Annotated in this window: 18 protein-coding genes; 1 reads left to right on the forward strand and 17 read right to left on the reverse strand. The window is 64.6% G+C overall.

Annotated elements, in window-relative coordinates:
- Positions 1-38: 38 nt before the first annotated feature.
- The 5 genes from nusA to H6A15_RS01520 all read right to left on the reverse strand — a co-directional run bounded on the left by nusA (position 39) and on the right by H6A15_RS01520 (position 7,755).
- Positions 39-1,277 carry a transcription termination factor NusA gene (nusA, locus tag H6A15_RS01500; protein WP_204671711.1) on the reverse strand — a complete coding sequence of 413 codons (1,239 nt, stop codon included), beginning with the start codon at positions 1,275-1,277 and terminating at the stop codon, positions 39-41.
- 1 nt (position 1,278) lies between these two features.
- A complete protein-coding gene (gene rimP, locus H6A15_RS01505; RefSeq protein WP_204671714.1) occupies positions 1,279-1,776 on the reverse strand; it encodes a ribosome maturation factor RimP in 498 nt (165 codons plus the stop codon).
- A 237-nt stretch (positions 1,777-2,013) separates the two neighbouring features.
- On the reverse strand, positions 2,014-4,587 hold the full coding sequence (leuS, locus tag H6A15_RS01510) for a leucine--tRNA ligase (protein ID WP_204671722.1): 2,574 nt from the start codon (positions 4,585-4,587) through the stop codon (positions 2,014-2,016).
- A 166-nt stretch (positions 4,588-4,753) separates the two neighbouring features.
- Positions 4,754-6,052, reverse strand: a complete 1,299-nt coding sequence (locus H6A15_RS01515; protein WP_204671919.1) for a YARHG domain-containing protein — start codon at positions 6,050-6,052, stop codon at positions 4,754-4,756.
- Positions 6,053-6,240: 188 nt separating this feature from the next.
- Positions 6,241-7,755, reverse strand: a complete 1,515-nt coding sequence (locus H6A15_RS01520) for an IMP dehydrogenase (RefSeq protein WP_204671724.1) — start codon at positions 7,753-7,755, stop codon at positions 6,241-6,243.
- A gap of 233 nt (positions 7,756-7,988) precedes the next feature.
- Between H6A15_RS01520 and H6A15_RS01525 the strand changes: the two genes are divergently transcribed.
- Positions 7,989-8,321, forward strand: coding sequence for a winged helix-turn-helix domain-containing protein (locus H6A15_RS01525; protein ID WP_204671726.1), 333 nt, complete (start codon positions 7,989-7,991; stop codon positions 8,319-8,321).
- A 460-nt stretch (positions 8,322-8,781) separates the two neighbouring features.
- Here H6A15_RS01525 and H6A15_RS01530 read toward each other — a convergent pair whose 3' ends face one another.
- The 12 genes from H6A15_RS01530 to H6A15_RS01585 form a co-directional block, all read right to left on the reverse strand.
- Complete coding sequence (locus H6A15_RS01530) at positions 8,782-9,357, reverse strand: manganese efflux pump MntP family protein (protein ID WP_342635782.1); 576 nt, start codon at positions 9,355-9,357, stop codon at positions 8,782-8,784.
- Positions 9,358-9,425: 68 nt separating this feature from the next.
- The gene (locus tag H6A15_RS01535) at positions 9,426-10,544 is read right to left on the reverse strand and encodes a PLP-dependent transferase (protein WP_204671732.1); all 1,119 of its coding nucleotides are present in this window, start codon (positions 10,542-10,544) and stop codon (positions 9,426-9,428) included.
- A gap of 114 nt (positions 10,545-10,658) precedes the next feature.
- Positions 10,659-11,189, reverse strand: a complete 531-nt coding sequence (locus H6A15_RS10635; protein WP_204671733.1) for a family 1 glycosylhydrolase — start codon at positions 11,187-11,189, stop codon at positions 10,659-10,661.
- Positions 11,186-12,229 (reverse strand): hypothetical protein, encoded by a 1,044-nt coding sequence (locus H6A15_RS01545; RefSeq protein ID WP_204671735.1) that lies wholly within the window; start codon positions 12,227-12,229, stop codon positions 11,186-11,188. Before H6A15_RS01545 ends, H6A15_RS10635 begins: the two co-directional genes overlap by 4 nt.
- 550 nt (positions 12,230-12,779) lie before the next feature.
- A complete protein-coding gene (thrS, locus tag H6A15_RS01550; RefSeq protein ID WP_204671744.1) occupies positions 12,780-14,543 on the reverse strand; it encodes a threonine--tRNA ligase in 1,764 nt (587 codons plus the stop codon).
- Positions 14,544-14,896: 353 nt separating this feature from the next.
- Complete coding sequence (locus H6A15_RS01555; RefSeq protein ID WP_204671747.1) at positions 14,897-15,328, reverse strand: double zinc ribbon domain-containing protein; 432 nt, start codon at positions 15,326-15,328, stop codon at positions 14,897-14,899.
- A 216-nt stretch (positions 15,329-15,544) separates the two neighbouring features.
- Positions 15,545-17,308, reverse strand: coding sequence for a glycoside hydrolase family 13 protein (locus tag H6A15_RS01560; protein WP_204671748.1), 1,764 nt, complete (start codon positions 17,306-17,308; stop codon positions 15,545-15,547).
- A gap of 148 nt (positions 17,309-17,456) precedes the next feature.
- On the reverse strand, positions 17,457-18,851 hold the full coding sequence (locus H6A15_RS01565) for a bifunctional folylpolyglutamate synthase/dihydrofolate synthase (protein WP_204671749.1): 1,395 nt from the start codon (positions 18,849-18,851) through the stop codon (positions 17,457-17,459).
- Positions 18,852-18,981: 130 nt separating this feature from the next.
- On the reverse strand, positions 18,982-19,554 hold the full coding sequence (folE, locus tag H6A15_RS01570; RefSeq protein ID WP_204671750.1) for a GTP cyclohydrolase I FolE: 573 nt from the start codon (positions 19,552-19,554) through the stop codon (positions 18,982-18,984).
- A 162-nt stretch (positions 19,555-19,716) separates the two neighbouring features.
- Complete coding sequence (locus tag H6A15_RS01575; protein WP_204671751.1) at positions 19,717-20,586, reverse strand: bifunctional 5,10-methylenetetrahydrofolate dehydrogenase/5,10-methenyltetrahydrofolate cyclohydrolase; 870 nt, start codon at positions 20,584-20,586, stop codon at positions 19,717-19,719.
- Between the two features lie 2 nt (positions 20,587-20,588).
- A complete protein-coding gene (locus H6A15_RS01580) occupies positions 20,589-21,221 on the reverse strand; it encodes a cyclodeaminase/cyclohydrolase family protein (RefSeq protein ID WP_204671752.1) in 633 nt (210 codons plus the stop codon).
- A 159-nt stretch (positions 21,222-21,380) separates the two neighbouring features.
- A complete protein-coding gene (locus H6A15_RS01585; RefSeq protein WP_204671753.1) occupies positions 21,381-23,054 on the reverse strand; it encodes a formate--tetrahydrofolate ligase in 1,674 nt (557 codons plus the stop codon).
- Positions 23,055-23,188: the final 134 nt, after the last annotated feature.

Below are 23,188 nucleotides of genomic sequence, written 5' to 3' on the forward strand. Positions count from 1 at the left end.
CGGACGGTGCCGCGATCGGGCGCGGCTGCCTGCCGGCCCTAGATCAGGTCCTCCGCAGACTCGATGGCGTCAGGCTCATGCAGCCCGCAGAAGCGCGAACCGGGGCGCGCCTGGTTGCGGCAGCGCACGCCGTCCTCGCTTACGAACTCACAGCGCTGGGGCTCGTCGTCGGAGAGCAGGTCCTCGACCGGCTCGGGACGCGTGGGGATGTTCTTCAAGATGTCGGCGGCGAGCGTCTCGCTCTTGATGTCGATGTGCCAGCCGGTGAGGCGTGCCGCCAGGCGGGCGTTCTGGCCCTCCTTGCCGATGGCGAGCGACAGCTGGTCGTCGGGGACGATGACGCCGGCGTAGCTCTTCTCCTCATCGATGAGCACGCGGTTCACCTTCGCCGGCGACAGGGCGTTTGCGACGTAGACCGCAGGGTCCTCGTCCCACAAGATGACGTCGACGCGCTCGCCGCGAAGCTCGCCCACGACGGTGCGGACGCGGCTGCCCTTCGGGCCGACGCAAGCACCGACCGGATCCAGGCGGTCGTCAAGCGAGTGCACGGCGACCTTGGAGCGCTGGCCAGGCTCGCGGGCAATGGACTTGATCTCGACGGTCCCCTCGTAGATCTCGGGAACCTCGAGCTCGAAGAGGCGGCGGAGCAGCGCAGGATGGGTGCGGCTGATCACGATGGGCGGACGGGAGTGCTCGCCGCGCACCGGCTGCACGGTTGAGTTGGGGTCGCGCACGTCGATGATGACGGCCTTCAGGCGCTGGTTGTGCAGGTAGCGCTCGCCCATGGGGCGCTCGTTGCGCTCGTTCTCATAGCGGCGCTGGTCGAAATGGGGAAGCTCGGCCTCGACGCCCTCGCGGATCTTCACGATGGTGAAGTCGGGCGTGGACTGCAGCACGGTGCCGGTGATGATGTCGCCGATGCGCCCCGAGAACTCCTCGTAGATCTGCTGGCGGGCAGAATTGCGGACGATGGCGTTGATCTCGGCCTTGGCATGCTGGGCGGCGATGCGGCTCGTGCCCTTCGGGGTCACGTCGCGCTTGGTGTACTCGGTGTACTCGTCGGTCTCCTCGTCATAGGACTCCTCGACCGGCACGAGCTCGTAGACATAGACCTTGCCGGTGGCGCGGTCGATGGTGACCTCGGCGCCGAAGGGCAGGTGCAGAATGTCGGCATAGCTCTTGGCAAGCGACTGCTCCAAGCGGTCGATGAGGTACAGCTGGTCGATGTGCTTCTCCTGGCAGAGCTCCATGAGAGCTTCCATCATCTGCGATGCCATGTCAGTTCTTCCCTTCCTTCGAGCCCTTGAAGTCATACACCGGCTTCAGGACGCACTTCTTGATCTCGTCATATGCAAAGGTCATGGTCGAGCCGTCTTCGAGCTCGAGCGTGGCGGCATGGTCGTCCGCCTGGGCGATGCGCCCGCCGAACTTCTTCCGGCCTTCGGTGGCGGTGGTGGTGAGCTGGCAGTCTTCGCCACAGAAGCGCACGAAGTCCTGGGGACGGCGGAGCGGTCTTGCCATGCCGGGAGAAGAGACCTCGAGGGTGTAGGCGCCGGGGACCGGGTCGATGCCCTCGACGACGTCGCTCACCCACGACGTATGCGCGGTGACCTCATCGAGCGTGAGGCTCTCTCCGTCGGCACCCTCGATGCGAACGCGGACCGTAGGCGCCTTCGTGGCACCGACCACCTCGACGTCGACGATATCCGTCCCCTTCTCGGGCGCCTGGGCCTCAAGGGCATCGATGATGAGCTGCTCCACCTTGCTCTTGACCATGCAACACCTCCCCATACAAGAAAGGAAGCACGGGCAAGCCCGCACTCCCTTTGCAGTACAACTTCATTTGCTGGTACAGCATAGCACACGCTGCGGTTTTGTCATCTTTACGCAGCCTGTGCCAGCGAGGAGCCCCAAGTTCCTCCTTAAAGAATTCACATTTCTCTCTTCCATAGAGACGCGGGCGGCAGGATGTCCCGCCGCCCGCATGCATGCGAATGCTCTCGAGCCGAAACCTTACTTGACGACCAGGTTCACCAGCTTGCCCGGCACGCAGATGGCCTTGACGACCGTCTTGCCCTCGATCCACTTGGAGACGGCCTCCTCGGCGGCGGAGCGCATCTCGTCCTGGGTGGCGTCCGTCGGCACGTCCACGCGGGCGCGCAGCTTGCCGAGCACCTGAACGGCGATCTGGACGGTATCGGTGACCGCCTCGGCGAGGTCGAACTCGGGCCAGGGCGCAGTGTAGGCGTTGTCGGTGTGATGCAGCGCCTCGTGCCAGAGCTCGTCGGCCCAGAAGGGGCAGATGGGAGCCAGCAGCGAGACGATGTCGGTGGCGACGAGCCAGGAGAGCGCCTCGTCGGCGACCGAGGCGTCCTTCTCGCACGCGTTGAGATAGGCGCTCGCGGCGTTCACGAGCTCCATGATCGCAGAGATCGCGGTGTTGAACTGCTGGCGGTCAAAGTCGTCGGTGCACTTGGCGATGGTGCGGTGACGCTCGCGATACAGCTCGAGGGCGGCGGCGGAGAGCTTGCCCTTCTGCAGCTTGGCATCGGCGCTTCCAGCGAGGGCGAGCTGCCACACGATGCGCCAAGCGCGCTTGATGAAGCGGTTGGCGCCCGCAACGGCATCCTCGTCCCAGTCGAAGTCCTTCTCGGGGGGCGCGATGAACAGGATCGCGAGGCGCATGGTGTCGGCACCGTAGGGCTCGATGACGCTCGAGGGCGGCACCACGTTGCCCTTGCTCTTCGACATGGTCTCGCCGTTGGCGTCCTTGACCATGCCCTGGCACAGCAGGTTGGTGAAGGGCTCGTCGACGTCGAGCATGCCGAGGTCGCGAAGGGCCTTGGTGAAGAAGCGGCTGTACAGCAGGTGAAGAATCGCGTGCTCGATGCCGCCGATGTAGTTGTCCACCGGCATCCAGCGGTCGGCAGCCTCGCGCGAGAAGGGAAGCTGGTCGTTGTGCGGGTCGCAGTAGCGCAGGTAATACCAGCTGGAGCACGTGAAGGTGTCCATGGTGTCGGTCTCGCGGCGAGCGGGACGGCCGCACACCGGGCAGGTGGTCTCAAAGAACTCGGGGCACTCCGCCAAGGTCTCGCCGGCAGCGAGGTCGAGCGTGTCGGGAAGGGTCACCGGCAGCTGGTCCTCGGGAACCGGGACGATGCCGCAGTGGTCGCAATGGACGGCGGGGATGGGGTTGCCCCAATAGCGCTGGCGGGAGATGAGCCAGTCGCGCAGGCGGAACTGCACCGAGCGACGGCCGGTGCCGGCCTCCTCCAGGTCGGCGACGATGGCGGCCTCACCCTCGGAATGCTTGCCGCCGCGCATGCCGGTATACTTGCCCGACTGGACGAGCGTTCCCTCTGCGGCATGGGCGCAATCCCAATCGACCGACTCCGCATGGTAGGTGTCGATGGACTCCCCGGCCTCCTCGAGGGCCGCGAGCTCGTCATCCATGAGGATGATGGGGACGATGGGCAGGTCGTACTTGCGTGCGAACTCAAAGTCGCGCTGGTCGCCACAGGGCACGGCCATGACGGCACCGGTGCCGTAGTCGGAGACGATGTAGTCGGCCACCCACACGGGGACCTTCTGGCCCGACACCGGGTTCACCACATAGCGGCCCGTGAAGGCGCCGTGCTTCTCGAGCGTGCCCTGGGCGCGCTCGACGGCCGAGACCTTCTCGGCGCCTGCGACCACGCGGCGCACCGGCGTCTCGTACTCGGTACCCTCGACGAGCTCCATGAGGCCCTTGTACTCGGGGGCCAGCAGGAAGAACGTGCAGCCGAAAAGCGTGTCGGCGCGCGTGGTGAAAACGGTGATCTTCTCGTCGGTGGGGTTGCCGTCGGCGTCGCAGAGCGTGAAGTCGACCTCGGCGCCCTCGGAGCGGCCGATCCAGTTGGCCTGCATCTGCTTGACGCGCTCAGGCCAGCCGGGCAGCTTCTCGAGATCGTCGAGGAGCTCCTGGGCGTAGTCGGTGATCTTGAAATACCACTGCTCGAGCTCGCGCTTCTCGGGCTCCGAGCCGCAGCGCCAGCACTTGCCCTCGGTCACCTGCTCGTTGGCGAGCACGGTGTTGCAGCCGGGGCACCAGTTGACGGGGCTCTTCTTGCGATAGACCAGCCCGCGCTCCCAGAGCTTCTCGAAGATCCACTGGCCCCAGCGGTAGTAATCGGGGTTGCAGGTCTTGACCAGGCGGTCCATGTCGTAGGAGAAGCCCATGCGGCGCATCGTCGCGAGCGCCTGGTCCATGTTCTTGTAGGTCCACTCCCCCGCCTGGGTGTTGTGCTTGATGGCGGCGTTCTCGGCGGGCAGGCCGAAGGCATCGAATCCGATGGGATGCAGGACGTCATACCCGCGCATGCGCGCCTGGCGCGCCATGGCGTCGCCGATGGTGTAGTTTCGAGCATGTCCCATGTGCAGGTCGCCCGAAGGGTACGGGAACATCTCGAGGACATACTTCTTCGGTTTCGAGGAGTCCTCCTCGACGGCAAAGAGGTTCTCCTCGTCCCACGCGCGCACCCACTTGTTCTCAATGGCCTGCGCGTCATAGGCAGGAATCTCGTGCTGATGACTACCGCAGTCGCACATGATCGCTCCTTTTCCTATCTCTATCGAGCCCGGCGTCGCCGACATGCGGGGCAAACGGGCCGGTCAAGCGCTAACGTGCATGATTCTAGCAAAAGTGCCCCTGCATGGCGTCGACGCGCGGAGCCACAACCTGTCGGACATCTTCCTCCGACGGGAAGGTATGGGCCTACGATTCGTCGTCGCTGCGGGACTGCTCGATCGACAAGATGAGCTCGGCGTTGGCGACCTCGGTCTGGTTGAGAACGCCGTCCAGCGCATCGAATTCCTCTGCCGAGTAGCGCGGCTCATACCACGACTGCCCCTCGAAGTATTCCCTCAGCGCCTCGTTGGAGAACTCCCGTCCATGGCGCGCATAGATCTCGTTGCGCGCGATTTCAAGCTCCCAATCGGAGAGGCTCTCGAGCTCGTCGGCGGCATAGAGGCGCGTATCGCTGTCAGCAAGCACATAGTCGCCATCAGAGGCGGGAGCGGCCTGCTCGTCGTCTGCCTGCTCCTCCGCGTCGCCTGCGTCGCCTGCCGGCACGTCGACCGTAAACCTGACAGACGTGCCGCCTCGAAGCCCGCTCAGCTCGTCGAGATCGATGCGCAGGGTATGGGTTGCATCGTCCTGCGGAAGGCTGGAGGTGTATACGATGCGGCAGGTTCCCTCGTCGGCCGAGACCGAGAAGCGGTCGATGGTCACCTGAGACCCCGAGCTGCCATCAGCGGCCTCCTCGAGCACGAAGTCGCCAGCCGTGAGCGACCCGAGATCCACCTCGTCGTCGGAGATGAGCTCGAGGTCGAGCACCACCTGGGGATAGCCGGCGGTGGAAATGGAGGTCGCCGAGAGGTCCAGCACGGTCGCGGCAGAATCATCCTGCTCCCGAGACGGGGCGTCTTGCGCGGCGTCCTGAGCGGGCGCGCCCGCCAGCGCGAACCACACCGCAGCCACGATGACGACAACGACGGCAACGCAGATGGCCGCAATCGCCGCGGGGGACAGCCCCCGCCGGCGCGGCGACCCAACCTCGTAGCAGGAGGATTCGGAGTCGGCGACGACGGGTTGCTGCATGGTGATGTCGAGCGGAGAGGGAGCGGCGGCGCCCTGCGGCCCCGGCTTTGCGCCGGAAGCAGACGATGGGCGGCCCGCAGCGAACGGCCTGCCCTTCTCAGCCGCGTCCGCATTCCCGACGGCGTCCCGGGGCGCCTCGGACGAGGCCGCGGCGGGAGATGGGGCGGCGCCCGCCGGCATGGCATGCGTTGCGGACGGATCGCCCGTCGCAGCAGCGCCGCGAGCCTTCACCCAGGTGGTCCGGCGCACCGAACCCGCACCGACGCTCGTGCGGAGCCGAGCGTCTTCGCTTGTCACGGCATCTTCCTCGACATGAGGCGACGGGCCCGCGCCTGGATGCACGACGCGGGCGCCGCACTTGGTGCAAAACTGATAGTCGTCTGGAAGCTTAGCGCCGCATTTCGAACAATACATCGACAGGCCACCTCATCTCGCGTCATGACTGCTCACAGTATACTCGATGCCCCGCCTCCCCTTTTCTCGTGCGCATCGACGCGCCTTCTGCCCGGAGCAATGGCTGGATAGCAAAGGAGCCGGCAGAAGCCGGCTCCTTTGGATGCTTGCATGCTCAGGCTGCCATCGAAGAAGCGCCAGGCGAGCGCTTACTGGTAGCTTGCCACCTGGTGGTTGCGATCTTTCACCACGACGTCGTGCGCGCCGCCCTCGACGATCGAGGTGGCGGAAACGAGCGTGAGGCGAGCCTTCTGCTGCAGCTCCTTGATGGTGAGCGCGCCGCAGTTGCACATGGTGGACTTGATCTTGTAGAGCGTGGAGTTCACGCCGTCCTTGAGCGAGCCGGCATACGGCACATAGGAGTCGACGCCCTCCTCAAAGGCCAGCTTCGCCGCACCGCCTAGGTCATAGCGCTGCCAGTTGCGGGCGCGCGCGGAGCCCTCGCCCCAGTACTCCTTCATATACTGGCCGTTGACGTTGACGCGGGCCGTGGGGCTCTCGTCGAAGCGCGCGAAATAGCGGCCGAGCATGAGGAAGTCGGCGCCCATGGCAAGCGCAAGGGTCATGTGGTAGTCGTAGACGATGCCGCCGTCGGAGCATACGGGCACGTAGATGCCAGTCTCCTCGAAGTACTCGTCGCGGGCGCGGCACACGTCGATGAGCGCGGTTGCCTGGCCGCGGCCGATGCCCTTCGTCTCGCGGGTGATGCAGATCGAGCCGCCGCCGATACCCACCTTGATGAAGTCGGCCCCGCAGTCGGCGAGGAAGCGGAAGCCCTCGGCATCGACGACGTTGCCGGCGCCCACCTTGACGGAATCGCCGTAGTGCTCACGGATCCACTCGATGGTGAGCTTCTGCCACTCGCTGAAGCCCTCGGAGGAGTCGATGCACAGCGCATCGGCGCCGGCCTCGATCAGCAGCGGCACGCGCGTGGCGTAGTCGCGGGTGTTGATGCCGGCGCCCACCATGTAGCGCTTGTTGGTGTCGAGCATTTCGTTGGGGTTGGTCTTGTGGCTGTCGTAGTCCTTGCGGAACACGATGGCCATGAGGCAGTCGTCATCATCGACCACGGGCAGGGCGTTGAGCTTCTTGTCCCAGATGACGTCGTTGGCCTTCTTCAGGGTAATGTCCTTGTCGCCCACGATGAGCTGCTCGCGCGGCGTCATGAACGTAGCGACCTTCATGTTGGGATCATCGCGGCTGGGACGATAGTCGCGGCTCGTGACGATGCCCAGCAGCTTGCCGTGCGCCGTGCCGTCGGCGGTGACGGGCATGGTGGAGTGGCCGGTCCTCTCCTTGAGGTCCATGACCTCGGCCATGGTCATGTCAGGGGTGAGGGTGGAATCGGAGACCACGAAGCCGGCCTTGTGGTCCTTGACGGCCTTCACCATGGCAGCCTCCTGCTCGGGAGTCTGGGAGCCGTAGATGAAGCTCATGCCGCCCTCGGTTGCCAGCGCGACGCCCATGTCCTCGCCCGAGACGGACTGCATGATGGCGGAAACCATGGGGATGTTGAGCGAGATCGCCGGCTCCTCGCCGCGCTTGAAGCGGGTGAGCGGCGTCTTCAGCGACACGTTTGCGGGAATGCACTCAGAAGACGAATAGCCAGGAACGAGGAGATACTCGGAAAAGGTGTGGGACTCGCCAGGAAAAAACATTGCCATGGATATTCCTCCTTCTGTTAGGTGCGGTCGCACCCCGGGCTCAGCGGCACCGAAGCGCCCCGCACGGCTGCGTGGACCAAGCCGCATGGCAAGGGCGGCTTGTTGGTAGGTTATTGTAGTGCACGGGACGGCTCGTTTGTGCTGCTACAATGCAGATTGTCGTATCATCACGAGGATTTTGCGGACGCCGGAAAAGAAGCCCAGCAAGTTCTTTAGCGTAAAGGAGCGCGCGGATGGATCTCACCGCAAAGGCACGCGTCGTGGTTCGCAGCACGGACGCCTCGCTGCCCGGCGCCTTTGGTCTGGGCTGCGTTCAGCTGCTCGAAGGCGTGGCGCAGCTCGGCTCGCTCAACCGCGCCGCCAAGCAGCTCGGCATGGCATATTCGAAGGCGTGGCGCCTTGTAAACGAAGCCGAAGGGCACCTCGGTTGCAAGCTCATCCTGCGCGACGGGGCGCGCGGATCCTCGCTCACCGACGATGGAGAGCGCGTGCTCGTCGGATACCGCAAGCTCCAGCAAGAGGTCGACGACCTCCTCGCGCGCAGGGTTCACGACTTGCTTGGATAGCGACTCCGAGGGGCCGGGCCTGGATGGCGCGAAGAAGCCAGTCCACGTGAGCCTATAGATAGGTCACTGAAAGGTGTCGGAATACCTCGTTTCGGTTTTATGCAGATTATTTCTGAACTGCCAAGTAGACCAGAATTCATAAAGCCAATTACCTGCGGTTTTCTTGAAATACAGCACTGTCTACCCAGCGGTCCAAGAATTATCTGCATAAAACCGAAACGAACTGCCCCGAGCGCCAGATTGGCCGGACGGGAGATGCCACTTCAGATGGGCGCGGCCCGTTGCAGGCGGGCGCGGACCGTTGCAGGCGGGCGCGGACCGTTGCGCTTCGGCTCAGGGCAAGTCTGCGCAGCCATAAGGGGCGCCGAAAGGCCCCTGCGTGGCACAGCGGCCTCTCGGGACCATTCAAGCAGGAAAACAGAACGCATTTCGCACGCCCCTGAACAATATGATCGTCAAGCTAGGACAAGAACGCCCTGAGGCCGATGATGATGAGCACGATGCCGCCCGCGAACTCGGCCTTGGGACCGAAATGCGAACCAAGGCGCCGGCCGACGGCGAGCACGAGAAAGCAACACAGCAGCGTGGTCACGCCGATCGCGCCGCCGTACAGCACGATGTTGGCCCCGCTCGCGGCAAGCGAGACGCCCACCACGAACGCATCGATGGACGTCGCGATCGCCTCAAAGAAAATGGTCCCGTACGTGAGGCCCTCGGTCGGGCAGCTCTCGGGTTCGCGAAGCTCGCGCACGGCCTCGACGACCATCTTCCCGCCGACGAACGCAAGGATCACGAGCGACACGATGCCCGCGTACGCCTCGATAACGGGCGCGATCAAGGTTCCACCGAAGAACCCGGCGATGGGCATGGCCATCTGGAACAGGGCGAACATGGCCGGCATGGCGACCTTCTTGCTTGCCGGCATGTCGGGCTCGCAAAGCGAGTTGGAAAGCGTGACAGCCATGGCGTCCATGGCAAGGGCAACGCCCAAGACAACCGCCTGAAGCAGGTCGGCGGAGCTAAACGAGAGATCCACTACACCCTCCCCGATGCATGGACGATCAAATGTCAACGAAGCGTCGAGCGGCCGCAAGCCGTACGGACCTAGGGCTCGGGAGGATTGCAAAACAGGCGCAACGCCTGGTCGAGGCTGTCGACGATGGCAAGGGGGTCGTCCGTGCCGGCGAAGATCCGCACATAGCTGAGATCGCGCTTGATCGCGAGGCCGAGACGCGTGAGGGCGCCGCCCGCCGACGAGCGGCGGTTCGCGCACGCACAGACCTCGAGAAAGCGACGATGGCGGTCAAGCATGAGCTCGGCATGCGTGCCCTGGAGCGAAAAGTCGATCGCCGGGCCAAACCCGTGCAGCAGCACGTTCGGCGCCAGCGCGCGGTCGGGATGGCTCTTGAGCCCGGGATAGAACACATGGCCCACCGCGGGATGGCAGAACAGGTACTCGGCAATGGCGTGGGCGTGGTCGAAATGGCGCTGCATGCGAGCGGGCAGCGAATCCAGTCCCTGGGAGATCGCATCGAGCGCCTGGTCGTCCAATGCCCCGCAGCCGGAGACGTCGTCAGGGTCTCCCAACCCGAAGGCAAGCAGTCGATAGGCCTCCTCGGCATCGGGGCTCACCAGGCGGCGGCGACCCCTGCCCTGCACAGACCGCGCGACCGAGACGGCGACGACGGACCGCGACAGGCGGCCCGCCGCGACCCTGTCGAGTGCCTCGAGCGAGACGTGCGCGCCGAGCGAGATGGGACTGCATCCGAAACACGAGGGCACGGTATTGTCCACGATGAGGATGGCGTTAACTGCAGAGGCTGCCTCGGCGAGCGCCCTCAGATGGGGAACCCGCAGGCCCAGGCAGCCGATGGAGCCCACGAACCAAAACAGGCGGTCCGCATGGATGCCGGCGGGATGCGCATACGAGGCGGGCGACCCCTGGGGAATGAGACGGGCCTCCTCGCCCTCGGGGTCGTCCATGCTCGCCTGCAAGAACGCCTGCGGCGTGGCATCGCTCAAGAAGACCACGTCATGGGCTGGAAAAAGCGAGGCGAATGAAGACTCGAAGTCGTCGGCGCACACCACGAGACGATCATGGGGGCCGACAAGCCCCACCTTCGCCAGGAGGTCCGCCGTATTGCGCGCATACGAGAACCAGGTTGCGCGGGCACCCTGCACGTCGGCAAAGCGTCGCGCAAGCTCGACCTGAGACGCATGCATGTGTACCTCCCAACCTGGTGCCCCACTAAACCTCATCAGTATACCGTGTTCATCTTTGCGCAACTGCAGGGCGCGCCCTTTTTCTATATGGTCACGCATGGGATGCGCTGCCGGCTACCCGAGATCTTCACCGTTGCTTTCATAGGCGCGCTTGAACCACGTGAAGCTCTTCTTGGGAATCCGCTTCAGGCGCTCGCCGGACGCCGCGTCATAGTCGACGTACACCGCTCCGTAGCGCTTCTCGATATCCCCCGACGACGAGGGGATGTCGATGAGGCCCCAGCCGAGATAGCCGATGACCTCGGCGCCATCGAGCTCGACGGCGTCAGCCGGCGTATCTTCGGTGATGCCCGACGCCGAGACGCACTGCGAGCGATAGTAGCTGAACGCCGAGAAGTCGTTGCGCATGGAGGCGCTGGCGGAGAGCTCGGAGGCGCTCATGTCGAGCTCGATGCCCCGATGCGCGACGTAGGACGTGTCGACAAGCGCCGAACGCAGCGTCGCGCGAATCGAAGAATGACGGCAAACACCTTTGGTTGTCGCCCCCAAAGGACGGAGCGTAAGAAACGCCGCTCCGCGGAAACGCCGACCACATGCACAAACGGTCCCCGTGCCGATGAGATGCCCGCCGGCAGGCTGCGTCACGCGCGCCCCTCGTCCCGAAACAGCAAGTCACGCCAAAGCTTGTGCTGGCGCGTCGCGAGCGACGCCGACGCCGACCGAGGCCCGACGGCATCCTCTGAAATGGAATCCGCAAGCGCGTTGAACAGTTGCCACGTATAGAGCTGCGTCTTCGTTATGGTGCGCACGTCCACTCCAATGGAACGCAGCGCGTTCGCTTTGCGGATATCAAGCTCACGCTGCCCGGCATCAGCGTGGTGCCGCTCGCTATCATATTCTATGCTTCGCCGGATACTTGAGATGTACAGGTCTCCCTCAACGCTGCGACGACCCGCTATAACCTGCGCCCGCCGAGGAAGCTCAAAGATATGGTTGAGCTCCATGTCGCCTATGCCCCGCCCTCCGAGCCGACGCGGCAAGGCAAGAAGCGCAGCGAGCTGCGCCTCTTTGGGAGAACGTGCACCGCCGAGCACGAGGGACGCGACGCGGTTCGCCAGCGACCTGCTCCCATGCCCGGCTTTCTCCGCCATGGCTCGAAGCGCCTCCGGCGTGGTAAGCGGCGACCGCTCGAACAACGGGCTCATATTCTCCCGAACAGGTTCGTCCAAGACGGCAGGCTCGCAGGCGGCGCCCTCCGCCCCATTCCTATCGGCCCCGCCCGACATGAATGACGGGGCCTCGTGGACCGGCTGCACCAAGGCCTCCGTCCGAGCATCGATACCATAGCGTGCCGTGAGCTCCGAGGCGAGCATCCATAGCTGAGCCACGTCCTTCCCTCGAGCCATCTGCAGATAGAGCAATTCGGGTGAAAGCAGATAGACTCCTTGGTCGAGCCTCAACAGCTCGCCCTCGAGCAGAGGCTTGAGCAGCTGGCTGCGCACGGGGCCGCGCCGACGCGACGCAGCACGCGTCACCACGCAGCAAAGCGGCGCCGAGCAGCCAAACACTTCGAGAAGCTGAGCGGCCCATCGCTGCGTCGGAGCCGCGATCCGACTGGCCAAGGTGTACGCCGAAACACGCTCCGAGCTCTCGATAAGCGGCACAAGGTCCTTCCGACGAAACAACTCCAACGCGGTAGCTCCGCCGATGACGACGGCCCCCGGCCTTTGGATATCGCGTCCATCCCCGCGACGAGGCATCATGACCACCGTCCCCACCTGCCTTCAAGCGCCGCCCGGTGCGTGATGGGACCATGATAGACCCCGCAGCGGACATAGATGACAGGGACGAGCAACCCTCGAGGCGCCGAGCGCACTTCGACGGCAATCACAAGACGTTTCTTGTGGTGGCGCGGACCCATGTAGTTCAACAACTCGTTGAGTTCAACGCACATTTTTGTCGAATACCTATCAAATGCAAATCTCGGCGAATTGTTGCACAGCACTTGACGAGTTTTTGCGTCTGATTCGTCGACATTGCATGATAGAAAAAACGGGTTGCAACAAAGCGTTGCAACCCGTTACGAACACCGATCGAGGCGCCTCGCGGGAACATCTCTGCTCACCCGTGTCGGAGGCAGTCGCGCCCCGCTTCGACTGCCTGTCAAAAGGCGAGGCGGCGCCCCGGAGCGGATTCAAGATCGAGAACGCCCGGCACGCTATCCGAGCCCGCGTCTTAGCGGCGCTCGTCGATCTCCTCGCGCACGCGAGCGATGAAGCTATCGAGCTCCTCGGCATGCGTCTCGTTGGAGCGGTCACGCACCGAGATGTTGCCCGCCTCGACCTCCTGCTCACCGATGATGAGCATGTAGGGCGGACGGTCGATGTTGCGCGCCTCGCGAATCTTATAGCCGACCTTCTCGTCACGCTCGTCGAGCACCGCGCGGATGCCGGCGGCCTCCAGGCGCTCGGTGACCCCGCGCGCGTAGTCGCGGCTCTTCTCGGAGACGGGAAGGACCTTCACCTGGCAAGGCGCGAGCCAGCAGGGGAACTTGCCCTCGAAGTGCTCGATCAGGATGCCGATGAAGCGCTCGATGGAGCCGAAGCACACGCGATGGAGCATGATCGGGCGCTTCTTGGAACCGTCGGCGTCGACGTACTCGAGATCGAAGTTCTGGGGCATCTGGAAATCCAGCTGCACGGTGCCGCACTGCCAGGTGCGACCGAGCGAATCCTCCAGATGGAAGTCGATCTTGGGGCCGTAGAAGGCGCCGTCCCCCTCGTTGATGACATAGTCCTTGCCAAGGCGCTCGAGCGCCTCCTTGAGACCGGCCTCGGCGCGCTCCCAATCCTCGTCGGAACCCATGGAGTCCTCGGGGCGCGTAGAGAGCTCGAGGTGGTAGGTGAAGCCGAACTTCTGGTACACCGAGTCGATAAGGTTCACCACGCCCACGATCTCGTCGGTCAGCTGGTCGGGACGCACGAAGAGATGGGCGTCGTCCTGGTTGAAGCAGCGCACGCGGAAGAGGCCGTGAAGCGCGCCGCGCAGCTCGTGACGATGGACGAGGCCGATCTCGCCGGCACGAATGGGCAGGTCGCGATAGCTGTGCGGATGGCTCTTGTACACGAGCACGCCGCCCGGGCAGTTCATCGGCTTGATGCAGTACTCCTCGTCGTCGATGATCGTGGAGTACATGTTGTCCTTGTAATGGTCCCAGTGGCCGGAGGTCTTCCACAGCTGCTTGTTCATGATGAGCGGCGTGGAGATCTCGACATAGCCGGCCTTGTGGTGGATCTCGCGCCAGTAGTCGAGCAGCTGGTTCTTGAGCACCATGCCGTTGGGAAGGAAGAACGGGAAGCCGGGGGCCTCGTCGCGCATCATGAAGATGTCCATCTCGCGGCCGATCTTGCGGTGGTCGCGCTTCTTGGCCTCCTCGAGCAGACGCAGGTGCTCGTCGAGCTCGTCCTTCGTGGCGAAGGCGGTGCCGTTCACGCGGGTGAGCATCTTGTTGGAGCTGTCGCCCTTCCAATAGGCGCCCGACACGCCCGTGAGCTTGAACGCCTTGAGCGCCTTGGTGTAGGTGAGGTGCGGGCCCACGCACATGTCGATATACTCGCCCTGCTGGTAGAAGGTGATGCGAGCGTCCTCGGGAAGGTCGCCGATGTGCTCGACCTTGTACTTCTCGCCACGCTCCTGCATGAGGGCGACGGCCTCCTCGCGCGGGAGCTCGAAGACGGTGAACTTGAGGTTCTCCTTCACGATCTTTTTCATCTCGGCCTCGATCGCCGGGAAGTCCTCCTCGGAGATCTTGGCGCCCTCGGGAAGGTCGATGTCGTAGTAGAAGCCGTTGTCGGTGGCGGGGCCATAGGCGAAATCTGCCTCGGGATAGAGGCGCTTGATCGCCTGCGCCATGATGTGCGCGGCGCTGTGGCGAACGACGTGCGTGACCTCCTCGGCCGGGCACTCGTCCACATGGCCGTCGTTATACAGAACCTTCATGGTGGCTACCTTTCTGGTCGAATGAGAAACCTGGATAAGGCGCTCTTCGCTGCCAGCTGGCAGAGAACGCCGACGTGCAAGAAAAACGCCCGGATGTGCACCCGAGCGGCATGTGGCGCCTGTCCGTGGCCCGCGGCCAGCTGGAAAGGACAGACGCCTAGATAGTCTGAGTGAAAACGCTCTGTCTCATCATGCAAAGCACGGAACGACAAGCCTTTCTGGTACGGCATCGGGCAGCCCGATGCCCTGACGGAACTTCTACTGGTTTACCACAACCGCCCCTGGTCATGCACGGGAGAGGCGAAGTTCAAAGCATATGCATGTAGAAAGGCCCCGAACGGGGCCTTGCCTGGCTATTGGATGTGCGTGCGGCAGTACGGGCACACCTTCCAGTGCGCGTCGAGCGGTCGCTTGCAGGAGGGGCAGACGTTGCGCACCTGCGTATTGCATACGGGGCACACGACGAAGTCCTTCTCGATCGGCGTCCCGCAGTTGGGGCAGGTGCCGTACTGGGCGAGCTGGCGCTCGCGCAGCGCCATGTCGAGCTCCTGCTCCTCGCGGTCTGCCAGGTAGGAATGCGGACGAAGTGCCATGTAGGCGATCAAGCCGGCAAACGGCACAAGCGAGAGCAGGCCCCATGCCCAGAAGAATTTGCTGCCTCGACGGTTGGCATCGACGAACACATAGATCACCGAGAGCGCGTAGAGCACCACGACAAACCCGATGAAGGCGTAGATGACAGCCATCACCTGTGGCGTCATGATCTCTTGGAGAATGGAAGACATAACTTGCAGCACCTTTCAATCCATCGCGGGCGCATAGGAACTATGAACGCTCGTATTGTATACCGAGTCGCTCCCCAGCGTCACGCCCTGTTACGCGAAGGACGCATGAGGATGACGCGCGTGGGGCCCCTCATCGAGGCGCGCCCGATGGCAGCTGGGCTCGACGGGGCGCCCGCGTCGCCGCACGCGCCCGCATCCTGCCGGGGCTCGCCAACCCTACACGCTCATCCACACGGTGGCATCCCCCGGAAGCTCGTCCCCCTCCAGCTCGGCAGAGGAAAGGACGACCTTGCCTGCGGGCAACGGTTCGGGGCGTTCACCAAAATTGGTGATGCACGCAAGGACGCCGTTCGCGCAGGGCCGTGAGAAACTTATGACCTGCGAGGGATCGGCGCCGAATGCCTCGGGCGCGACCCACGTCACCTCGAGGTCGCCGGTAGAGGTGAGCAGCTCGCGCCGCAACGCGATCGCCCTGCGATAGAGGGCAAGCAGAGAGCCGGGGTCAGCCTCTTGCCGGTCGACGGAAAAGTCAGCGAACCAGAGGGGCTGCGGGAGGTGCGGGGATGCGTGGCGAGGGCCGGCTGCCGAAGGGACGCTCTCAGAGAAGCCGAACGTGCCCGTCGCGCCGTCACCAAACCGAGCATCCCATGGAGCGGGCGCAGGACGGTCTTCGGAAGCCCATGGCAACGGTACGCGACATCCGTCGCGACCTTTAATCTTGCCGGCGTCGTGGGAATTGTTCGCCTGGGGATCTTCCAGACGGTCCCACGGTATGTCTGCGACCTCAAACAGGCCGAGCTCTTCGCCCTGATAGATGTAGACCGACCCTGGCAGCGCAAGCTCCATCAGAATGGCCGCCCGCGCACGACGGGCTCCCAGCCCGCGGTCCTCAAAGTAGCTGCGCCCGTCTCGCAAGAGCCAGTCGTTGACCAGCTGATGATGCGTGACCGCCGGCACCTGCGGAAGCGCGTAGCGCGTCGCGTGGCGCGGCACGTCGTGGTTCGACATGACCCATGTTGTCGTTGAGCCGGAGCGACGAGCGGACTCAAGGCCCTCGTGAATGGCATGTTTGAAATCGGCGGCAGACCACAGCGCCTTGGCGAACTCAAAGTTGAAGACCTGCCCGAGCTCATCGGGCGAGGCGTAGAGATACTGATGGTTGGGGTGGACCCACGCCTCGGCGACCGCAAACCGCGGGGGCTCGTATTCGTTGAAGATCTCGCGCCACTCCCGATAGATGTCATGCACCTCGGGACGGTCCCAGAGAGGGTTGGTGCCGGATACGTCCAGCTGCCCCTTGACGGCATCGTCATCGTAGTCGGCAAGCGGCCTGCTGTCCAGATCTTTGGCAAGGGCGTGAGCGACATCTATGCGGAAGCCGTCGACGCCGCGGTCAGACCAAAAGCGGAGTGTGCGCTTGAACTCCTCATGGACGTCGGGGTTCTTCCAGTTCAGGTCAGGCTGCTCCTTCGCAAACAAATGCAGATACCATTCGCCGTCCTCGACGCGCTCCCACGCCGGGCCGCCGAAGGTGGACTGCCAGCCATTGGGAGGCAGCTCCCCATGCTCGCCTTGCCCTGGACGGAAGATGTATCGATCACGTTCGGGAGACCCCGGCCCGGCAGCGAGCGCCGCCTTGAACATGGCATGGCAATTCGAGGTATGGTTGGGCACGATGTCGACGATCACCTTGATGCCGGCGCCATGGGCGGCCGCTACGAGCTCGTCGAAGTCACCAAGCGTTCCCAGACGCGGGTCGACATTGCGGTAGTCGATGACGTCATAGCCGCCATCGGCGAGGTTCGAGGGATAAAACGGCGAAAGCCAGATTGCGTCGACCCCCAACGAGGCGAGGTAATCGATCTTGCTCGTGATGCCAGGAATATCTCCAAGGCCGTCCCCGTTTGCATCTTTGAAGCTGCGCGGATACACCTGGTACACCACGGCCTGCTTCCACCATGCAGCATCGAAAACATCCATCGTCCGTCCCTCCGACATGACAATAATCTTCTGGTCAATGGTACCGGCTTTGCGTGAGGGGCGGCGCGGTATCGGGGGATATTTCTCATCGCAACATGTGGCCCGACAAAGCGCCGCGAGCACCGAGACCCCATATGGCCCGATGCTCCTAGGGGCGAAGGATGCCCGCGACCTCGCCAGCGAGGGTGATCGTGCCCGCCGCGACGAGCGGAAGGCCGAGTCCGCCCAACGCCTCGAGCGCATCGGCGACGGCGGGATAGGCCGCCACGAGGTCCGAGCCCGGACGCCCCGCCCGATCGAGCGCCGCAGCCACCTGTCGAGCAAGCTCATGCGCCGGCACGGCGCGATCCGAGGAGGTCTGGGTCACCGCGACGCGCGGAAACGCCGGGAGGAGCACGTCGAGGATGCCGGCGACGTCTTTATCCGCAAGGGCGGCGACGAGCAAGGTCGGGCGGTCCTCGATGTGCGGGGCGAGCTCATCGAGGGCGGAGACGAAGACCTCGCAGGACTGTGGATTGTGGCAGGCGTCCACCAGCGCGAACGGATCGGTGCGCACCACATCGAAGCGGCCCGGCGTCGGACACGAGAGCAGGCTGCGGGCAAGGCGGTCGGCGTCGAGGGGGCGCTCCAGATACGCCTCGGACAAACAGATGGCGCACGCGGCGTTTTGCGCCTGATAGACCGGCTTCAGCAGACGCGCCTCGTAGGTCGCCCGCGGCGTGGAGCAGCGAAATACCGTTTCGTCCCCCAGCGACGCCGGCTCGTGGAGCAGCTCGTGCGACGAGACGACGGGCGTCACCGAACAGGCGTCGCACCGGTCCTCCATGACCTGTTGGACGCTCGGCTCATGCGTTCCCTCGCCCAGCACCACCGCGCGCCCCGGCTTGATGACCGCGGCCTTCTCGGCCGCGATCTGAGCGAGCGTGTCTCCCAGGATGCGCATGTGGTCAAGTCCGATTCCCGTGACGGCGACCGCCACCGGGTCCGTTGCGCTCGTGGCGTCCCAACGGCCGCCAAGGCCCACCTCGAGCACGGCGACGTCAATCGCACGCTCCGCAAAGATCACCAAGGCGGCAACCGTCAGCAAGTCGAAGGGGGTTATGGTATAGGACATCTCCCCTGCCTCCGCCCGGCGCGCGTTGACGCGGCGGCCCGCCTCAAGCGCAGCCGACACGCCGTGGGCAAACTCCGCGTCTGAGACGACCCGCCCGTCAACCTCCATGCGCTCGGGATAGCGCACGAGCTGCGGCGAGGTATAGAGCGCCGCATGCAGGCCCTCTCCGGCAAGGATCGCTGCGCAGAAGCGCGCCGTGGAGGTCTTGCCGTTTGTACCCGCGACCTGGATGCAGTCGAAATGCTCGTCGGGACGCTCGAGCTCGTCGAGCATGTCGACGACGGTCTCCAGAAGCGGGCCGGCGTCGCCCGAGATGACACCGGTGTCCGCGGCAAGTGAGACCGCCTCGTCAAAGGCGAGCTCGGCAATATCAAACGGCACCTGATAGGCAGCGCCGCGATGCGGGCGCTGCGACGGAGTTGTAAGCATGAGAATCCTTCTAGATGGTGGCTGTGATACCTAGCGCAAGGACACAGGGGGCGGGCGGGAGGCGAACGCAAGCTGGCCGGAGACGGGCCACGCACAAGCGCTTGAGCCTGCGCGGGCACGCGCAAAGCCGCTAGCTCTTCAGACCCAGCAGACGCAGGGCCTCCTCACGCGTCTTGATGTCGGAGCGGAACGCGCCGCGCACCGCGGAGGACACCGTAAGCGCGCCGGCGCTCTTGATGCCGCGCATGGTCATGCAGGTATGCTCGGCCTCGAGCACCACGAGCGCCCCGAGCGGCTCGAGCTCGTCCATCATGGCGTCGGCGATCTGTGCCGTAAGGCGCTCCTGCAGCTGCATGCGTCGCGCATACCCGTTCACCATGCGGGCAATCTTCGAGAGGCCCGTGATCCGACCGGCACGCGGGATATACGCCACGTGGGCGCGGCCGGTAAAGGGCAGGATGTGATGCTCGCACATCGAGGAGAAGGGGATGTCTCGAACGACGACCATCTCTTCGTTGTCGGACTCATGGAACTGCTTGCGCAGGTGTGCGGCAGGATCCTCGTCATAGCCACCAAAGAGCTCGGCCGCCGCCCGAGCCACCCGGTCGGGGGTTTCCAGCAGCCCGGGTCGATCGGGGTCTTCGCCCACCGCAAGCAGGAACTCCCTGATTGCCGCTTCGGCACGCGGTTTATCTACAGCCATGGTGTCTCCTATACTCCTCTTCATAGACGCCTCGCCATCAACGCTCTTTCAGAGCGAGGCGACCGATGTTCACCTCGACGATCGGGGCGGTGCCTGCGCGACGCTCGCGGACAGGCCGCACGGCGCGCCGCCCAAGACATGTCCCATCAAAAACCCGTCGCATCAACCTGCCGCATGGTGCCCCGCAGCCCGTTCGGCCGCCTCGACGACATGGCTCATGAGGACCGCCGTGGTCACCGCCCCCACGCCGCCCGGAACCGGCGTGATGCGCGCCACCCGGTCCACGACCGCATCGAAGTCGACATCGCCTACGAGCTTGCCAGCCTCATCGTCCCAGTTGATGCCCACGTCAACGACCGTCTGCCTGCCGGACACGGCATCGGCGCCCACGGTGGCGGCATGGCCGGCCGCGACGACGAGCACATCGGCACGGCGGCATTCCGCGGCTAGGTCGCGCGTACGGGTATGGCACATGGTCACGGTGGCATCGTGCGCCTGGAGCATCATCGCGACCGGACGGCCGATTACCAGCGACCGGCCGACGACGGTGACGCGCGCCCCCGCAAGCTCGACGCCCGACCGCACGAGAAGCTCGACCACACCTTGAGCGGTACATGGCGGGAAACCGACCGGCTGCCCGGCAAAGACGCCGTAGAGCGACCCCGGCGTTATGCCGTCGACATCCTTCGCCGGGTCGAGCGCGGCGCAGGCCGCCGTCTCGTCGAGGGCCGCAGGCAACGGGCGAAACAGCAGGCATCCATGCAAAGACGAGTCGTCGTTCACCTCTTGGATGACGGAGCGCAGATCGTCTTGAGAGCACGAATCGGGCAGGACGAAGCGGCGGACCTCCACGCCAACCTTTTCCGCCCGCTTCATGGCGGCGCGCTCATAGGAGAGGTCGTCCGGCCTCTCCCCCACCCGCACCATGGCAAGCCCGGGCGCCACGCCGTCGAGCGCAAGGCGGGCGACGCGAGCCTGCAGCTCCTCGGTAATCTCGGTCGCGACGGGACCTCCGCGCAACAGCTCGGCCATGGTCACGCCCCCTTTCGAATCGCCGTCGCCATGGCGCAGACCAAGGCGTCGGCTCGCGGGGCAAGGGTCACGAGATACCTGTCTGCCTCGGCTTCGAGCGAGCGGGCGACAGGGTCGTCGGGGAGCCCCGACGTGTTGACGAGCACCGTCACGTGCGCGGCACGCAGCGCCCCGGCGGCGAGCGCCGCCCCACAGCCGACGTCGGAGCGCATGAGGGTGCTCGCCATGCCGCCCATGCGCTCAAGCAGCTCGATGGCATGCGCACATGAACGCATGATGCGAATAGGGACGTCGCAGGCGCCGCGCATGGCCTCTTCGATGCGCTCGGTGCGGGCGGGATCCTCGCGCGGAATCCTATAAGCCGCGGCGAGCGGCTCAAATGCCAGGGCGTCGGCCTCCACAAGACCAAGCAGCTCAACACGCACGCCCTCCGCCTCGGAGAGCACGTCGCGCAGCTGGTCCTCCACATCTGCGTAGCGAGGTTTGCCAACGGTGAAGTTGCCCGCCATGGAGCAGAGGGCAACGGCGAGGGCGCCCGCCATCGCGGCGGCACCGCCTCCACCCGGAGCCGGCACCTTGGCCGCCAGCTCGCGAGCAAACTCATCACAGCTGAGCGATGTCAGCCCATCTACCATGCATCCCCCTTTTTCTAAAGAGCGCTTGACGAGAGCCTACAGACACAGGCCCGGCCCAATCGTCTGGCGAGGCGCCATCCGAAGGCGTCGCGACAAGCGCATGACGCCGCCGGACGCACTCGTCAAACGAATGAGCCGGGCAAACGGTGGTCGAAGCCGTTAGAAGAGGCCCACGATGGTGCCGTCTTCGAGCACGTCGATCTTCTCGGCCGCAGGCACCTTGGGCAGGCCGGGCATGGTCATGATGTCGCCGGTGAGCGCCACCACGAAGCCCGCGCCGGCAGAGACCTTCAGGTTGCGGACCGTGATGCGGAAGTTCTCCGGTGCGCCCAGCCTATGCTGGTCGTCGGTGAAGGAGTACTGGGTCTTCGCGACGCAGACGGGCATGTTGCCAAAACCGTTCTCACGCAGCTGGCGCAGCTGCTTCTTCGCGCCAGGCGTGTAGTCGACGCCGTCTGCGTGATAGATCTTGGTCGCGATGGCATCGAGCGCGTCCTCGATGTCGGCGCCGGACTCATAGGAGAAGTGGAACTCGTGCGGCTCCTCGCACAGGCGCATGACCTCCTGAGCAAGGGCCTCGCCGCCGACGCCGCCCTTGGCCCAGACCTCGGACAGGGCAACGTTGACGCCCAGCTCGCGGCATTTGTCCTCAACGAGCTTGAGCTCTGCGGCGGTATCCGTGGGGAACGCATTGATGGCGACCACCACGGGCAGGCCGTAGACGTCGCGGATGTTCGACACGTGACGCAGCAGGTTGGGGATGCCGGCCTCGAGCGCCTCGAGGTTCTCGGTCGTGAGCTCGGCCTTGGGGACGCCGCCGTTGTACTTGAGGGCGCGCACCGTGGCGACCACCACGACGGCATCGGGGTCGAGGTTTGCCATACGGCACTTGATGTCGAGAAACTTCTCGGCTCCCAGGTCTGCACCGAAGCCGGCCTCGGTGACCACGTACTCGCCGAGCTTGAGAGCCGTCTCGGTAGCCTGTACGGAGTTGCAGCCATGGGCGATGTTGGCGAAGGGGCCGCCGTGGACGAAGGCGGGCGTGTGCTCGAGCGTCTGCACGAGGTTGGGCTTGATGGCATCCTTCAGCAACGCCGCCATGGCGCCCTCGGCCTTGAGGTCGGAGGCGGTGACGGGCTTGCCGTCATAGGTATAGGCGACGACCATGCGCCCGAGGCGCGCCTTGAGGTCCATGAGGTCAGACGCCAGGCAGAACGCCGCCATGACCTCGGAGGCCACAGTGATGTCGAAGCCGTCTTCACGCGGGACGCCCTGCATGCGACCGCCGAGGCCGTCGACGATGTGGCGAAGCTGGCGATCGTTCATATCGACGGCGCGCTTCCATACGATCTGCTTGGGATCGATGCCGAGGGCGTTGCCCTGCTGGATGTGATTGTCGAGCATGGCCGCGAGCAGGTTGTTGGCGGCGCCGATCGCATGGAAGTCGCCCGTAAAGTGCAGGTTGATGTCCTCCATAGGAACCACCTGGGCATAGCCGCCGCCTGCGGCGCCGCCCTTGATGCCGAAGACGGGGCCGAGCGAGGGCTCGCGAAGCGCGAGCACCGCCTTTTTGCCCAAGCGCGAAAGGGCGTCGGCAAGGCCCACCGAAGTCGTGGTCTTGCCCTCGCCGGCAGGAGTGGGGTTGATCGCGGTGACCAACACGAGCTTCGCCTTGCGCGGGGCATCCTTCAAGGCATGGATATCGACCTTAGCCTTGTACTTTCCGTAGTGGTCCAGCTGATCCTCGGTAAGGCCCACCTTCGCGGCCACCTCGGAGATGGGCAGCATCTCCGCTTCCTGTGCGATCTCGATATCCGTCTTGTAGTCTGCCATGCGCGAACCCCTTTCGATCGCCGTGTCCGGACGCGCCATGCCAGATAGCGCGGTCATTCCAGTATGGCCTTCTCGGCCACATCCGTCGAGGGTGGCAGGTAAAATTACCTCACTTCGCAACGGTCCTCGTCGAA

Source organism: Enorma phocaeensis, from assembly GCF_016901575.1.
GTDB classification, from domain to species: Bacteria; Actinomycetota; Coriobacteriia; order Coriobacteriales; family Coriobacteriaceae; genus Limicola; species Limicola phocaeensis_A.